Raw genomic sequence first — 13,751 nt, 5'->3', positions numbered from 1 at the left:
CCGCACCGTCTCCCAGGTTTCGTTATTTTTATAACTATGTGCGGCGATCTAGGCTCCCGGCAGGATTACGGCAAGCGCGGGGGCCGATGCCGTCAGGGCAGTTCCAGCTGCCCTTCGAGCCGCGGATCGCGGGCCGAGACCCAGCGATCGCCCTCTCGCAGCACGATCCCTGCCTTCACCGGGGCCGGACGAATGGTCAGCATATTGTGGCCGAGCGACCGGAAGGCGTCCTGGCTGTCCGCCAGCCAGGTGCCTTCTTCCAGCAGCACGCTGTCGCCGAACGCCATCACGAACGGCAGGCCCAGCGCCTCTTCCGGAGCGAGCCCGAAATCGATCACGCCGATAATGCTGCGCGCGGTCTGCACAGGGATCGTGCTGCCGCCCGCCGCGCCGACCGCCATGAAGGGTCGCCCTTCCGGATCGTACACCACCACCGGCGACATCGAGCTGCGCGGACGCTTGCCGCCCTCCACACGGTTGGCGACAGGCGTGCCATCGACCGTGGGAGAGCGGCTGAAATCGGTCAGTTCATTGTTGAGATAGAACCCGTCGACCATCAGCCCCGATCCGAAGGCGCTTTCGATGGTCGAGGTATAGCTGATCATCGTGCCCGCAGCGTCGACCACCGCGATATGCGAGGTGCCGCGCTCCTCGGGCTCGTCGCCATCGGCCAACGCCAGGTCCGCGCCTTCGGGCGTGCCGGGCTTCACTTCGGCCAGAGTGCTGCCGGGCAGGATCAGCGCGCCGCGCCGGGCGACGTAATCGGGTGCGATCAGTCCGGCGGCGGGGACGGGCACGAAGTCGCTGTCCGCGAGATAGAGCTCGCGATCGGCATACGCGAGCCGCTGGGATTCGAGGAACAGGTGCCAGGTCACCGGATTGCGCGGGCCGAGTGCGGCAAGATCGAACCGCTCCAGCTGGCCGAGCATCTGCATCACCGCGATCCCGCCCGAGGTTGGCGGCCCCATCGCGCAGATGCGATAGGCGCGGTAGCGGGTGCACAGCGGCGCGCGCTCCTTCGCGACATAGCCTTCGATATCGCGCGCGGTCATCGCCCCGCTGCGCGGTGTGTCGTCGGCGACCGTCGTCGCGATCCGCTCGGCAAGATCGCCGTCGTAGAACGCATCGGGCCCGGCCTGCGCGATTTTCTCGAGCGTTCGGGCCAGCGCCGGGTTGGTCAGTGTGGAGCCGATCGCGACCGGTGTGCCTGCCGGATCGTAGTACAGCGCCTTGCCCTGATCGCTGCGCGCGCCGGTATCGGCGCTGTCGGACAGCGACTTGTTGAGCCGCGGATTGACCCGGAAGCCGTCGCGCGCCAGCGCAATCGCGGGTTCGAACAGCTGGGCCCAGGGCAGCTTGCCATGCTCGGCATGGGCCTTGGCGGCGAGCGCGAGGTTGCCCGGCACGCCGACGCTCAGCCCGCTGCGCACCGAATCGCGGAACGGCGGCACCTTGCCGTCCTTGTCGAGGAACCAGTCCGGCGTTGCGCCAGCGGGGGCGGTTTCGCGCCCGTCATAGGTCGTGACCGTGCCATCGGCATCGCCCAGCACCATGAAGCCGCCGCCGCCGATGCCGGAGCTTTGCGGCTCGACCACGGTCAGCGCGAGCATCACCGCGATCGCCGCGTCAGTCGCGGTGCCGCCCCGGCGCAGCATTTCGTAGCCTGCCTCCTGCGCGCGGGGGTCTGCGGCGCTGACTGCGCCCTGGGTCGCCTGCGGAGCGGAGGTTTCGACCGACGCCACGGGTACAGTCGCGCACCCGGCGAGCGAGAGGGCGGCGGCGATCCCGAACAGCGGGGCTTTGAAGGTTCTGGCGAGCATGGCGATCCTCAGGCTTGCGATCCGATGGCGTCCTCAATCGACGCAAAGCCTTCCGCCCGCAACCTTTGCGACAGGCCCTTGGCGATCCGGCGGCCGAGCATCGGCCCATGATAGACCATCGCGGAATAGAGCTGCACCAGGCTCGCGCCCGCGACGATCCGCTCCCACGCGGCGTCGGCGCTGTCGATCCCGCCGGCAGCGATCAGGGGAATCTGGCCACCGGTCGCCTTGCGGAAATCCTTCAGCCGCTGAAGCGCCAGCGGCGCGAGCGGCGCGCCCGAAAGGCCGCCGGTCTCGTCGGCATAGGACGATTTCAGATCGGGCCGGGCGAGCGTGGTGTTGGAGATGATCAGCGCGGCTAGCGGGCTATCGAGCGCGACCTTCGCGATCGCGTCGATCTCGTTCGGCTCCAGATCGGGCGCGAGTTTCAGGAAGATCGGGGTTGCCCGCTCTCCGCGTGCCTCGAACAGGCCGTCTAGCAGGTGCTTGAGCGCATCGCCCGTCTGCAGGTCGCGCAGGCCGGGCGTGTTGGGACTCGAAATGTTGATCGTCAGATAGCTGGCGAGCGGGGCCATCAGTTCGGTCATCAGCGCGTAATCGGCGATGCGATCGTCGCTGTCCTTGTTCGCGCCGATGTTGATCCCGACGATCCCGGGCCTGCCCGCACGCTTGCGAAGCCGCCTGTGCGCGGCCTCGGCCCCGCCATTGTTGAACCCCATGCGGTTGATGACCGCACGATCCTCCGCCAGCCGGAACAGGCGCGGGCGCGGATTGCCCGCCTGCGGCAGCGGGGTGATCGTGCCGACCTCGACGAAGCCGAAGCCGAGCCCCAGCAGCGCGTCGGGCACCTCGGCATCCTTGTCGTAGCCCGGCGCTACGCCGACCGGGCTGGGGAAGGTTACCCCGCCGATGGTCACGCCAAGCGCCGGATCGTGGCGCGGCGGGCGGCCTGTCGGCAGACGCTTGAGCCCTGTGAGCGACAGGCGGTGCGCGCGTTCGGGGTCGAGCGTGAAGAGCAGCGGGCGAGCAAGCGGGAACAGCATCGCGCCATGCCCTATGCCGGCCGTCGCGAGGTGTCGACTGTCGTTTGCACCGCCCTATCATTGGCGCGCTGCCTGGGGCAGGGTGGCCAAAACATGCAATTCTTGGGGAGACGCCGCATGACCATCACCCGCATCCCGGGCCAGACCGCCATCGTCCTGCTCGCGAGCCTGGGCCTCGCCGCCTGCACCACCACGCAGACCGAGACCGGCACCGCGCCGGTCGCGAATGTGGAGGCGCCGGCCGCGCAGGTTCCGGCGGATATCGACACTTTGTTCGATCGGTACGACGCGGCGCAGCTGGAAATGTCACCGCTGACCAAGGCCTATCGCGGGATTCGCGACGAGGATTACGGCACCTGGGGCGATTTCTCCGATCAGGCGGAAGTGCGCGAACAGGCGCTGTTGCAGGACACTGCAGCGGCCATGCGGGAGGGGTATGATGTCGCCGCGCTCTCGCCGCAGGATGCGCTGTCCTACCGCCTGTTCGACGCGATGGCGAAACGCTCCGCCTCGCTCTTCCCGTACCGCGACTATGGCTACATCTTCGACCAGATGAGTGGCGCGCAGAGCCAGCTCCCCGCCTTCCTGATCAATATCCATGCGGTGCAGAATGCCGATCAGGCGGCCGACTATGTCTCGCGGATCGATGGGCTGGGCGATGTGATCGACACGCTGACCGCCCAATCGCGCGAGCGGGCCGATGCGGGCGTGATGCCGCCCGACTGGGTCTATCCCTATGTCATCTCGGATGTTCGCAACCTGCTCGACGCGGGTGAAAACAGCGCGGTGCTGGAGGATTTCCGGGGGAAGGTCGAAGCGCTCGACCTGTCTGCCGCAGATACTGCCGCGCTCGAAGCAGCAGCAATCAAGGCGTGGAACGCCAGCGCCGTGCCCGCCTACCAGCGCCTGCTCGCCGAAATGAAGCGCCAACAAGCCATCGCGCCGACCGATGACGGAATCTGGCGCTTCCCAGAGGGTGAGGCGTATTACGCCGCGCTGCTCAAGAACTACACCACGACAGACCTGACCGCCGACCAGATCCACCGGATCGGGCTGGAGAATGTCGCGCGGATTCACGACGAGATGCGCGCGATCATGGACCAGGTCGGGTTCGAGGGGAGCTTGCAGGAATTCTTCGAATTCACCCGCACCGACGATCGCTTCTATTACGACACGCGCGAGGCCTATCTGGCCGATGCGCAGGCGCGGCTGGATGCGATGGAGGCGAAGCTGCCGGAGTTCTTCGCAACGCTTCCCAAGGCCCCGCTGCAGGTCAAGCCGGTCGAGGCGTTCCGCGAAAAGAGCGCGGGGAAAGCCTTCTACCAGAGCCCCGCACCCGACGGCTCGCGCCCCGGCACCTATTACGTGAACCTCTATAACCTGAAGGACATGAGCAAGAATGAGCTGGAGGCGCTCGCCTATCATGAAGGGCTGCCCGGCCATCACCTCCAGCGCACGATCCAGACCGAGCTGGGCGACGTGCCGCCCTTTCGCCGCTTCGGCGGGGTGACCGCCTATACCGAAGGCTGGGGCCTCTATTCGGAGGAGCTGGGCAAGGACATGGGCTTCTACACCGATCCCTATGCCGATTTCGGGCGCTTGCAGATGGAGCTGTGGCGCGCGTGCCGGCTGGTGGTCGACACCGGCATCCACTCCAAGCGCTGGAGCCGCGAGCAGGCGATCCAGTACCTCAAGGACAACACGCCCAACCCGGATGGCGACATCCGCAAGGCGATCGAGCGCTATGTCGTCTATCCCGGCCAGGCGACCGCCTACATGATCGGCAAGCTGAAAATCATGGAGCTGCGCGAGCAGGCCCGCGCCGAGCTGGGCGAGGATTTCGACATCCGCGAATTCCACGATGCCGTGCTGCTGCCCGGGCCGGTGCCGCTCGATATTCTGGAGGAGAATGTCGAGGCGTGGGTTGCTGCGCGCAGCGCCGGTGCCGCCGTGGCTTCGGTGCAATAGGCTGAGCCTTTCCGAGCGCGACCAGCGCGAGGCAAGGGCGACAGCCCGTCCGGACCTGCTCCGGAGCGAAGCGGAGGAAATAGCAGGGAGGATGCTCGCCCGGATGGGCGAGCGAAAAGCTAAGAACGACTCGCAAGAGTCGGGTTTTGGTTGAAATCGGACTGATTTAGTCCGAATTGGCTGGCATGCGCCTCAGCAACCTTGCCGACTACGCCATCGTGATCATGGCCGCGACCGCCCGCAAATGCGGCGGCGGGCGCGTGTCCTCGGCCGATCTGGCGCAGGAAACCGGCATTCCCGTGCCGACCGCGCAGAAGATCGTCAGCAAGCTGAGCGCGGCTGGCCTGCTCCGCTCCACCAGAGGCGCGGGCGGCGGGCTCCAGCTCGGTCGGCCTGCGGCGGCGATCAGCATGGCCGACATCGTCGAGGCGATCGAAGGGCCTATCGCGCTCGTCAGTTGCATCGACACCGGCGATTGCGCAGTCGAGCACGAATGCAGCGTCAAGCCGCACTGGCCGGTGGTCAATGCCGCGGTGCGCGGCGCGCTGGCCGGGGTTTCGCTGGCGAAAATTGCGGGCGCAGTACCTGCACAGAAAGAAGTGGCATGAACGAAGCAATCGACCTCAAGCAGCCCGAGCAGGACGCGGAGGCAAAGGCAGCCGCCGCGAAAGCCGCCGACTACGAGTTCGGCTGGCATTCGGATATCGAGACCGACTACGCGCCCAAGGGGCTGAGCGAAGACACCGTCAGGTTCATCTCGGCCAAGAAGAAAGAGCCCGAGTGGATGCTCGAATGGCGGCTCAAGGCCTACCGCAAGTGGCTGACCATGACCGAGCCGGACTGGGCGAAGATCGGCTATCCGGCGATCGATTATCAGGACGCGTATTACTACGCGGCGCCCAAGAAGAAGGAAGAGCTCGAAAGCCTCGACGAGCTCGATCCCGAGATCAAGTCGGTCTACGACAAGCTCGGCATCCCGCTGGCGGAGCAGGAAGTGCTCGCCGGGGTGAAGGGCGCGCGCAAGGTCGCGGTGGATGCGGTGTTCGACAGCGTCAGCGTCGCCACCACCTTCCGTGAGGAATTGCAGAAGGCGGGGGTGATCTTCCTTTCGATCAGTGAGGCGATCCGCGAGCATCCGGAGCTGGTCAAGAAGTGGCTCGGGCGGGTCGTGCCGCAGAACGACAACTACTTCGCGTGCCTCAACAGCGCGGTCTTCAGCGACGGCACCTTCGTCTACATCCCCGAAGGCGTGCGCTGCCCGATGGAGCTCTCCACCTATTTCCGCATCAATGCGGAGAATACGGGCCAGTTCGAACGCACGCTGATCGTTGCCGAAAAGGGCAGCTACGTCAGCTATCTCGAAGGCTGCACCGCGCCGATGCGCGACGAGAACCAGCTCCATGCCGCCGTGGTCGAGCTGGTCGCGATGGACGATGCCGAGATCAAGTATTCGACCGTGCAGAACTGGTATCCCGGCAATTCCGAAGGCGTCGGCGGGATCTACAATTTCGTCACGAAGCGCGGGCTGTGCCAGGGCGCGCGCAGCAAGATCAGCTGGACGCAGGTCGAGACCGGCTCTGCGGTGACGTGGAAGTACCCCAGCTGCGTGCTCAACGGTGAAAACTCCGTAGGCGAGTTCTACTCGGTCGCGGTCACCAACAACCACCAGCAGGCCGATACCGGAACCAAGATGATCCACAACGGCAAGGGCAGCCGCTCGACGATCATCTCCAAGGGGATCAGCGCCGGGCAGAGCAACAACACCTATCGCGGGCTGGTCCGCGTGGCCGCCAATGCGGAAGGGGTGCGCAACCGCACCGAGTGCGATTCGCTGCTGCTGGGCGACAAGTGCGGCGCGCACACCGTGCCCTATATCGAGGTGAAAAACCCCACCGCGCAGATCGAGCACGAGGCGACCACCTCCAAGATCTCCGACGACCAGCTCTTCTACGCGCAGCAGCGCGGGCTGGACGAGGAAGCGGCGATCGCGCTGATCGTTAACGGCTTCGCCAAGGAAGTGCTGAAAGAGCTGCCGATGGAATTCGCGGTCGAGGCGCAGAAGCTGCTGGCGATTTCGCTCGAAGGGAGCGTGGGGTGAGCACATCCCTTACCTCCCTCGTCATCCCGGCCCCCGAGCCGGGATCCCGCTTCTTCCAGCGCGGCGCAAAAGTCATCGGGACCCCGGATCAAGTCCGGGGTGACGGTTATGTTGATGATGATGTGGCACTCTGCTCCGAAGGGGGCGTAGCATGAGCCTTCGACTGATCGGAGTTTTGATCACCGTCTGGATCGTGCTCGGCCCGATCTCGCTACTTTGGCTGATGGGCTACTATACATTTGGGTCCACTCCTCAGCCATTCACTGAAGCAGGGGCTTGGGCAGCCATTATCGGTCTGCCTGCGGCCTCACTTCTAATCTGGATGCGTTCTCGGCGAGCACAATATGACTGACCGCAAAACCCTCAACCTCCGCCCCGCATCCGAGGACTCCACCGCCCCCGCCGTCAAGCGCAAGGGCCGCGGGTGGGAAATCTCGGAGAAGCGCCTCGACGCGCTGCACGATCGTGCGCGCGAGATGCGTCGCCATGCGAGCCCGGCGCACAAGGCGCTGGCCGAGAAGTTCTCCAAGGCCGATTTCGGGCGCTATTCCTTCACCCGCTTCGCGGTGGTCGGCAGCGCGATCGTCGATTTCAACTCGCACAATATGGGCCTCGCGATCCTGATCGACGAGGAGGGTGTCGAGCCCGCCATCGCGACCCGACGTGACAAGAGCCTGGAAGCGGTCGGCATCCGCGTGGTCCACGTGCCCGCAGCCGATATCCTCGCCGATATCGATGCGGTGCTGGCCACGCTGACGCAGGAAATGCGCGCCGCCATCGCCGACCGCAAGGAAGCGCGCCGCCGTCACGAAGAGGCTAATCCGCGCCAGACCAAGCCGCGCTACGACCGCGACGGGAATGGCCCGCCACGCCCAAACAACCGGGGCAGGAGCGACCGGGGGCGGCGCGATGGATAGGCTCGAAATTCTCGCCCACGCAGAGGTGGCCGATGCGAGCCGCGACCTGCTCGCGATGCAGGCGCTCGCGCGGGAGGTGCTGACCTCCGACGCACCCCGGCTCGCGCCGCTCGCCCGCACTCTGCGCCGCGATCTGGACGCTGCGATCAATGGCACGGCCACACCGTGGACCACTACGCGCACCCGTCTGGAAGCGCGCAAGCTTGCCAGGCTGGCGACTTCGCGCGCGCCGCAACCCGCGCCCCTTATGCAGACCCGCGCTGCACGCCCTGCCGTGCATCCGTCCGACGAGCGCAACGAACTGCTCCACGTCGGCGCCGCGCTGAGCGCGCTCGCGCTGTGGCTCGCTTGGGCCGCGCAGCTTTCGGCGCAGAACGTGATTGCGTGGGACGGCGGCACCGGCCCGGCGCAGACGCAGAACCTCGTTTCCCTTTACGCACCCGCGGTGCTGGCGCTGCTCGCCACGCTGATCGCGATCAATCCCCCCAACCGGGTGGCACGCCCTTGAAGATCGCCTGCGCCATCCTCGCCGGGCTGCTGCTGACCGTGCCCATTTCCGCGCAGGAGACGCTGAGCCCTGCGCAGGCCGAAACCCGCTTGCGCGGATGCCTGCAAGCCGGCGCGGGAGGTGCCCCGCGTACGGGTCTGCGCGCTGCGGTGGTTGCGGTGAGAGCGCTGTGCAAACCGCAGATCGACCGTGTTGCCGACAATCGCATCACGGATGCCACGCAAGGCCTGACCGGCGACGAGGCGGAGCAGGCCAGGCAGAGCGCCATCCTCCAGCTCAACGACGAGATCGCCCGTGCGATCGCCAATTTCACCGGATTGAGAACCCTTTAAGCTATGCTCCAGATCGATAACCTCCACGCCGAAATCGCCTCCGAAAATGGGGGGGGCAAGAAGATCCTCGACGGCCTCACGCTCACCGTGAACGCGGGCGAGGTGCACGCTATCATGGGGCCCAACGGCGCGGGCAAGTCGACGCTTGCCTATGTACTCGGCGGGCGACCCGGATACGAAGTGACCGAAGGCTCGGTCATTTTCCGCGGGCAGGACTTGCTCGCGATGGACCCGCACGAGCGGGCGGCGGCGGGACTGTTCCTTGGCTTCCAGTACCCGGTCGAGATTCCCGGCGTCTCCAACATCCAGTTCCTGCGCGAGGCGCTCAACGCGCAGCGCCGTGCGCGCGGCGAAGAGGCGATGACCGGCGGCGACTTCCTCAAGCTGGCCAAGGAAAAGGCCGGGCTGCTCAAGCTCGACATGGAGATGCTCAAGCGCAACGTGAACGTCGGCTTTTCCGGCGGCGAGAAGAAGCGTGCCGAGATGGTCCAGATGGGCATTCTCGATCCCGCCTTCGCGGTGCTGGACGAGACCGACTCCGGCCTCGACATCGATGCGCTGCGCGTGGTCGGCGACGGGATCAACGCGATCATGCGCAACCCGGAAAAGGGCGTGCTGCTGATCACCCACTACCAGCGCCTGCTCGACGTGGTGCAGCCCGATCGGGTCTCGATCCTCAGCAAGGGACGCATCGTCAAGACCGGCGGGCCGGAACTGGCGACCGATCTGGAGCGCGAAGGTTACGACGCGGTGATGGCAGATGCCTGAAGCAGCGCTCCTTCCAACGAACCGCGACGAAGCCTGGCGCTATTCCGATATCGGCGCGCTGCAGGATACCGCGCCCGACACGTTCGAGGCGTGGGAAGATGTCCGCGTGGCCGAGGGTGAGACGTGGTCCGACCTGATCGTGCTCGACGGCGGTGCGGACAAGGATGGGGGCCTGGAGATGCGCCGCCTGCGGATCGTGCTCGAAAAGAACGCTCGCGCCGAACTCGCCGCGCTGGTGGCTGGCGGCCAACTGGGGCGGCTGGAAGTCGTCGTGACGCTGGCCGAAGGCGCGCATTTCGAGCTTGGCGGAATTACGCTGGGCGGTGGCGACACCACCCGCGAGATCGTCACCCGCATGGCCCATGAAAAGCCCGGCGCGACCAGCAACCAGACCGTGCGCAGCGTCCACTGGGGCAAGGGCACGGGCAATTTCCTCGGCCGGATCGACGTCGTGCGCGATGCGCAGAAGACCGACGCGGCGCAGAGCTTCAAGGGCCTGCTGCTGGAAAAGGGCGCGAGCGTGAACAGCGTGCCGCAGCTCGAAATCTATGCCGACGACGTGCAGTGCGCGCATGGCGCGAGCGTGGGCCAGCTGGATGAGTCCGCGCGCTTCTACATGGCCGCGCGCGGCCTGCCGCCCGAGACGATCCGCCGCCTGCTGGTACAGGCCTTCATCGGCGATGCCACGCGCGAACTGGCGGACGAAGCCACGCGCGAGGCGCTGCTGGAAAAGGCTCTCACCAAGCTCGACGAGCGCGGCGCATGACCGAAGCGCTCAAGATTTCCGCCTCCGAGGCGACACCTGGCGACAAGGCTGAATTCCCCGGCATGGTCACCGAGGATGGCAAGCCGTGGCATTACCTCGACAGCGCCGCGACCGCGCAGAAGCCGCAGATCGTGCTCGATTCGATGGCCTGGGCGCTGGGCGAGGGCTACGCCACAGTCCATCGCGGGGTCTATTCCCGCTCGGCCAGGATGACGATGGGCTACGAGGCGGCGCGCCGCCGGGTTGCCGCCTTCATCAGCGCCTCGCAGGACGAGCTTATCTTCACCCGCGGCGCGACCGAGGCGATCAACCTCGTCGCCTATAGCTACCCGAAGAAAGGCCGCGTGCTGCTCAGCCAGCTGGAGCATCATTCCAATATCGTGCCCTGGCAGCTCGCGGGCTGGCAGGTCGACGTCTGCCCGCTGACCGAAGACGGCCGGATCGATCTCGACGCGGCGGAAAAGATGCTCACGCCCGAGCACGAAATGGTCGCCTTCGCGCATGTCTCCAACGTGCTCGGCTCGGTGCTCGACGCGCCTCGCGCGGCGGATCTGGCGCATTCGGTCGGCGCGAAGCTGCTGCTCGACGGATGCCAGGCCGCGCCGCGCCTGCCGGTATATGTCGACGAGATCGGCTGCGACTTCTACGCGATGAGCGCGCACAAGATGTACGGCCCGACCGGCGTCGGCGCGCTGTGGGGCCGCAAGGCGCTGCTCGAGGAGATGCCCCCATGGCAGGGCGGTGGTTCGATGATCGACAAGGTCACCTTTGCCGAAACCACCTACGCCCCGCCGCCGCAGCGTTTCGAGGCGGGCACGCCCGCGATCGCCGAGGCCTATGCCTTTGCCGAAGCCTGCGACTTCATCGATCAGATCGGCCGCGAGACCATCGAAGCGCACGAACGCGCGCTGGTCCGCCAGCTGCGCGAGGAGCTCGGCCGCATCCAGGGCGTGCGCCTGTTCGGGCCCGAAGATGCGCTCGGCATCGTGTCGTTCGAGCTGCCGGGGGTTCACCCGCACGATCTGGGCACCATATTGGATGAAGAGAACGTGGCGATCCGTGCCGGCCACCATTGCTGCCAGCCGCTGATGGACCACCTCGGCGTGCCGGGAACGGCGCGCGCCAGCTTCGGGGTCTACTCCGACGAGAGTGACATCGCCGCGCTGATGCGCGGGATCGACCGCACGCTGAAGATTTTCGCCTGAGGAACGCAGGATGAGCGACGAAGAAAAAGATTACATCGCGGCCCCTTCGCCGACCGAGCAGATGGTCGCGAGCAAGCCACCTCGCGCGCGGGTGGAAGACGCGGTCGATCCGGATGAAGAAACTGCCGGCGAGAAGCTTGCGCGCAAGCGCGACTATCTCGACGGCTTCCTCAAGAAGAAGCCCGAAGCGTCGAGCGAGACGGGTGCGGGCGGGGCCTTGCAGGAAGCGGTGATTGCCGCGCTCAAGGAAATCTACGACCCCGAAATCCCGGTCAATATCTACGATCTGGGCCTGATCTACGGCGTCGAAGTCTCCGAGGACAAGGACGTGGTCGTCACCATGACGCTGACGACGCCGCACTGCCCGGTGGCCGAATCCATGCCCGCCGAGGTCGAGATCCGCACCGGCTCCGTCCCCGGCGTGCGCGATGCCGAGGTCAATCTGGTGTGGGACCCGCCGTGGGGCCCGGACAAGATGACCGACGAAGCGCGGCTCGAACTGGGAATGCTATAAACTGTCGTCCGAAGTGATACTTCGGACGAGTTGGGATTGATCGATATGGCTACGAAAACTCGCGAACGGCCTGCCGCCGTCACACTGACGCCCGCCGCTGAGCAGCGCGTGGCCGACCTGATGGCGAAGGCACCCGACGATGCGATCGGAGTCAAGCTCTCGACGCCCCGACGCGGGTGCTCGGGCCTCGCCTACTCGGTCGACTATGTGAACGAGGAACAGGGTTTCGACGAGAAGATCGAGACCCCTGGCGGCACCTTCTACATCGACGGAGCCTCGGTCCTCTACCTCGTCGGCAGCGTGATGGACTGGGTGGAGGACGATTTCTCCGCCGGGTTCGTGTTCGAGAATCCCAACGCCAAGGGCGCGTGTGGCTGCGGCGAGAGCTTCATGGTATAGGGGGCAGATGAACCCAGCCGCCAAAATCGTTGCTCGAATGGTCGCGCTTGCGGTCGTTCACGGCCTTCGCAGCAGGCAGAGCCGCATCTCGATGGAAGAGCAGGCCCCCTGGCTGTTCCAGAACCGGCAGCCGAAACGGCGTCGCAAGCCACCTGAGGCAGGAACGCCCGTCCCGGCAGTGCCACCGCGCGGACCGTTGCCCATGCAGGGTGGGGCCGAAGCCCCGCTCGATTTCCGAAAAGGCTGACGCGCTAGCGCCGCAGCGCCTTGGCGCAGGCGCCCCGGTCCACATCCAGCGCATCGCTCGCGCGGCGGGCGTCGACATAGGTCGCGGTCGGCTCTGCGCCGGGCGATAGCGGGTAGAGAAACACGTCGAGCACGCATTGCTCGCCTGCGAATTGCAGCTTGCGCGCATCCCCTTCCAGAACATCCAGCCGGGGCTGGCCGAAGATCTGTTCCAGCTGGCTCGCCCGCGATCCGATCACGAAGGACAGCGCGGGGTCGTTCATCACCTTGGGCGCGATGAACGCGCCGGGCACGCTCGGCCTGGGTTCGCTCGGCGGGATCGGCGTGGTCCGGGGCGGCGGGCCGCTGGTGCGCGGTACGCTCGGCTGGCCGGTGCGCGGCGCAGGTGCACCCGGCGCGGCGCAGGCGGCGACCAGCGGCAGCAGCGCGAAGCCGAGTAGGGTCTTGGGAAGATCAGGCATCGCGCATGCGTCCTTGAACGAGATGGGTTGCAGCGGCCGCGCCAATGATCGGCGCGATGAAATTGAGCCCGGGTACGGTCAGCATCCCGGCAATGATCAGCCCCAGCGCGAAACGCGTGCCGCGGCCGATCGGCGGTTCCTCGTCCGAATCCTTGCGATGGCGCAGCCACGCCATGTCGCGCAGTTCGCGCCCCAGCAGCCAGGCATTGACCAGCGCGAACAGGACCACCGTGCCGAAGCCGGTCACCAGCAGCACCAGCGCCAGCGGCAGGATCAGCAGGTTGACCAGGATCACCCGCACCGCGCCCTTCAAGCTGATCCACATGCTCTCCGCAAAGCCGATCCGCCGCGCGCTCTCCAGCGCCTCTGGGTAATAGCGCGCCTCGACCGCCTCGACCACGTCGTCGGCGAAGAACTGGATCGCGGCCAGCGCGGTCACGCGGAACAGCAGCCACCCACCCAGCACCACCGTCAGCAGCGTGCCGATCGTGGCCAGCGCGCTCGCGACATCGGGTGGCAGGTTGGCATCGACCAGCGCGCCGAGTCCGCGGTCGAGCAGCCAGGCGAGCCCGAAATAGACCGCCACCCCCAGCAAGGCGAACAGCAGCACCGTCACCAGCAGCGACTTGATCAGCAGCCACAGCACGCGGGGGTCCGCGAGTTGGGCGAAGGCGCGGGCGAGAGAGGAGGGGAGCGATGTCATCGG

Annotated in this window: 15 protein-coding genes; 11 read left to right on the top strand and 4 right to left on the bottom strand. The window is 66.4% G+C overall.

What is annotated here, in order from left to right; genetic code table 11:
- Positions 1-92 precede the first annotated feature (92 nt).
- Both ggt and KYN89_RS05960 read right to left on the bottom strand, forming a co-directional pair.
- Positions 93-1,820, bottom strand: coding sequence for a gamma-glutamyltransferase (gene ggt / locus KYN89_RS05965; protein ID WP_222824261.1), 1,728 nt, complete (start codon positions 1,818-1,820; stop codon positions 93-95).
- 8 nt (positions 1,821-1,828) lie between these two features.
- Positions 1,829-2,863 carry a quinone-dependent dihydroorotate dehydrogenase gene (locus KYN89_RS05960; RefSeq protein WP_222824260.1) on the bottom strand — a complete coding sequence of 345 codons (1,035 nt, stop codon included), beginning with the start codon at positions 2,861-2,863 and terminating at the stop codon, positions 1,829-1,831.
- A gap of 117 nt (positions 2,864-2,980) precedes the next feature.
- On the opposite strand from KYN89_RS05960, the gene KYN89_RS05955 reads away from it, so the two are divergent.
- The 11 genes from KYN89_RS05955 to KYN89_RS05905 all read left to right on the top strand — a co-directional run bounded on the left by KYN89_RS05955 (position 2,981) and on the right by KYN89_RS05905 (position 12,338).
- Positions 2,981-4,831 (top strand): DUF885 domain-containing protein, encoded by a 1,851-nt coding sequence (locus tag KYN89_RS05955; RefSeq protein ID WP_222824259.1) that lies wholly within the window; start codon positions 2,981-2,983, stop codon positions 4,829-4,831.
- Positions 4,832-5,016: 185 nt separating this feature from the next.
- Positions 5,017-5,439 carry an SUF system Fe-S cluster assembly regulator gene (locus KYN89_RS05950; protein WP_054527795.1) on the top strand — a complete coding sequence of 141 codons (423 nt, stop codon included), beginning with the start codon at positions 5,017-5,019 and terminating at the stop codon, positions 5,437-5,439.
- A complete protein-coding gene (gene sufB, locus KYN89_RS05945) occupies positions 5,436-6,929 on the top strand; it encodes a Fe-S cluster assembly protein SufB (protein WP_222824258.1) in 1,494 nt (497 codons plus the stop codon). Before KYN89_RS05950 ends, sufB begins: the two co-directional genes overlap by 4 nt.
- Before the next feature lie 344 nt (positions 6,930-7,273).
- Positions 7,274-7,846 carry a DUF559 domain-containing protein gene (locus KYN89_RS05940; RefSeq protein ID WP_222824257.1) on the top strand — a complete coding sequence of 191 codons (573 nt, stop codon included), beginning with the start codon at positions 7,274-7,276 and terminating at the stop codon, positions 7,844-7,846.
- Positions 7,839-8,354, top strand: a complete 516-nt coding sequence (locus KYN89_RS05935) for a hypothetical protein (RefSeq protein WP_222824256.1) — start codon at positions 7,839-7,841, stop codon at positions 8,352-8,354. The genes KYN89_RS05940 and KYN89_RS05935 overlap by 8 nt, the downstream gene beginning before the upstream one ends.
- Complete coding sequence (locus KYN89_RS05930; protein ID WP_222824255.1) at positions 8,351-8,686, top strand: hypothetical protein; 336 nt, start codon at positions 8,351-8,353, stop codon at positions 8,684-8,686. Before KYN89_RS05935 ends, KYN89_RS05930 begins: the two co-directional genes overlap by 4 nt.
- A 3-nt stretch (positions 8,687-8,689) precedes the next feature.
- Positions 8,690-9,454 (top strand): Fe-S cluster assembly ATPase SufC, encoded by a 765-nt coding sequence (sufC, locus tag KYN89_RS05925; RefSeq protein ID WP_222824254.1) that lies wholly within the window; start codon positions 8,690-8,692, stop codon positions 9,452-9,454.
- Entirely contained in the window at positions 9,447-10,220 is a 774-nt protein-coding gene (locus KYN89_RS05920) for a SufD family Fe-S cluster assembly protein (protein WP_222824253.1), read from the top strand. The genes sufC and KYN89_RS05920 overlap by 8 nt, the downstream gene beginning before the upstream one ends.
- Positions 10,217-11,425: an aminotransferase class V-fold PLP-dependent enzyme gene (locus tag KYN89_RS05915; RefSeq protein ID WP_222824252.1), complete on the top strand. Its 1,209-nt coding sequence runs from the start codon at positions 10,217-10,219 to the stop codon at positions 11,423-11,425. The genes KYN89_RS05920 and KYN89_RS05915 overlap by 4 nt, the downstream gene beginning before the upstream one ends.
- Before the next feature lie 10 nt (positions 11,426-11,435).
- Positions 11,436-11,939: an SUF system Fe-S cluster assembly protein gene (locus tag KYN89_RS05910; protein ID WP_010235496.1), complete on the top strand. Its 504-nt coding sequence runs from the start codon at positions 11,436-11,438 to the stop codon at positions 11,937-11,939.
- A gap of 45 nt (positions 11,940-11,984) precedes the next feature.
- Positions 11,985-12,338: a HesB/IscA family protein gene (locus tag KYN89_RS05905; RefSeq protein ID WP_222824251.1), complete on the top strand. Its 354-nt coding sequence runs from the start codon at positions 11,985-11,987 to the stop codon at positions 12,336-12,338.
- A 251-nt stretch (positions 12,339-12,589) separates the two neighbouring features.
- Here KYN89_RS05905 and KYN89_RS05900 read toward each other — a convergent pair whose 3' ends face one another.
- Together KYN89_RS05900 and KYN89_RS05895 are read right to left on the bottom strand one after the other, a co-directional pair.
- Positions 12,590-13,045 (bottom strand): hypothetical protein, encoded by a 456-nt coding sequence (locus tag KYN89_RS05900; protein ID WP_222824250.1) that lies wholly within the window; start codon positions 13,043-13,045, stop codon positions 12,590-12,592.
- Entirely contained in the window at positions 13,038-13,748 is a 711-nt protein-coding gene (locus KYN89_RS05895; RefSeq protein ID WP_222824249.1) for an EI24 domain-containing protein, read from the bottom strand. Before KYN89_RS05895 ends, KYN89_RS05900 begins: the two co-directional genes overlap by 8 nt.
- Positions 13,749-13,751: the final 3 nt, after the last annotated feature.

Source organism: Alteriqipengyuania abyssalis, from assembly GCF_019857185.1.
GTDB lineage: Bacteria > Pseudomonadota > Alphaproteobacteria > Sphingomonadales > Sphingomonadaceae > Alteriqipengyuania > Alteriqipengyuania abyssalis.
The sequence above is the reverse complement of the archived record's forward strand: the minus strand, read 5'-3'. Positions and strand labels throughout refer to the sequence as shown.

Excerpts from the sequence above, each read along its gene's own strand:
- ggt (WP_222824261.1), bottom strand. The coding sequence starts at position 1,820 with ATGCTCGCCAGAACCTTCAAAGCCCCGCTGTTCGGGATCGCCGCCGCC.
- KYN89_RS05960 (WP_222824260.1), bottom strand. The coding sequence starts at position 2,863 with ATGCTGTTCCCGCTTGCTCGCCCGCTGCTCTTCACGCTCGACCCCGAA.
- KYN89_RS05955 (WP_222824259.1), top strand. The coding sequence starts at position 2,981 with ATGACCATCACCCGCATCCCGGGCCAGACCGCCATCGTCCTGCTCGCG.
- KYN89_RS05950 (WP_054527795.1), top strand. The coding sequence starts at position 5,017 with ATGCGCCTCAGCAACCTTGCCGACTACGCCATCGTGATCATGGCCGCG.
- sufB (WP_222824258.1), top strand. The coding sequence starts at position 5,436 with ATGAACGAAGCAATCGACCTCAAGCAGCCCGAGCAGGACGCGGAGGCA.
- KYN89_RS05940 (WP_222824257.1), top strand. The coding sequence starts at position 7,274 with ATGACTGACCGCAAAACCCTCAACCTCCGCCCCGCATCCGAGGACTCC.
- KYN89_RS05935 (WP_222824256.1), top strand. The coding sequence starts at position 7,839 with ATGGATAGGCTCGAAATTCTCGCCCACGCAGAGGTGGCCGATGCGAGC.
- sufC (WP_222824254.1), top strand. The coding sequence starts at position 8,690 with ATGCTCCAGATCGATAACCTCCACGCCGAAATCGCCTCCGAAAATGGG.
- KYN89_RS05920 (WP_222824253.1), top strand. The coding sequence starts at position 9,447 with ATGCCTGAAGCAGCGCTCCTTCCAACGAACCGCGACGAAGCCTGGCGC.
- KYN89_RS05915 (WP_222824252.1), top strand. The coding sequence starts at position 10,217 with ATGACCGAAGCGCTCAAGATTTCCGCCTCCGAGGCGACACCTGGCGAC.
- KYN89_RS05910 (WP_010235496.1), top strand. The coding sequence starts at position 11,436 with ATGAGCGACGAAGAAAAAGATTACATCGCGGCCCCTTCGCCGACCGAG.
- KYN89_RS05905 (WP_222824251.1), top strand. The coding sequence starts at position 11,985 with ATGGCTACGAAAACTCGCGAACGGCCTGCCGCCGTCACACTGACGCCC.
- KYN89_RS05900 (WP_222824250.1), bottom strand. The coding sequence starts at position 13,045 with ATGCCTGATCTTCCCAAGACCCTACTCGGCTTCGCGCTGCTGCCGCTG.
- KYN89_RS05895 (WP_222824249.1), bottom strand. The coding sequence starts at position 13,748 with ATGACATCGCTCCCCTCCTCTCTCGCCCGCGCCTTCGCCCAACTCGCG.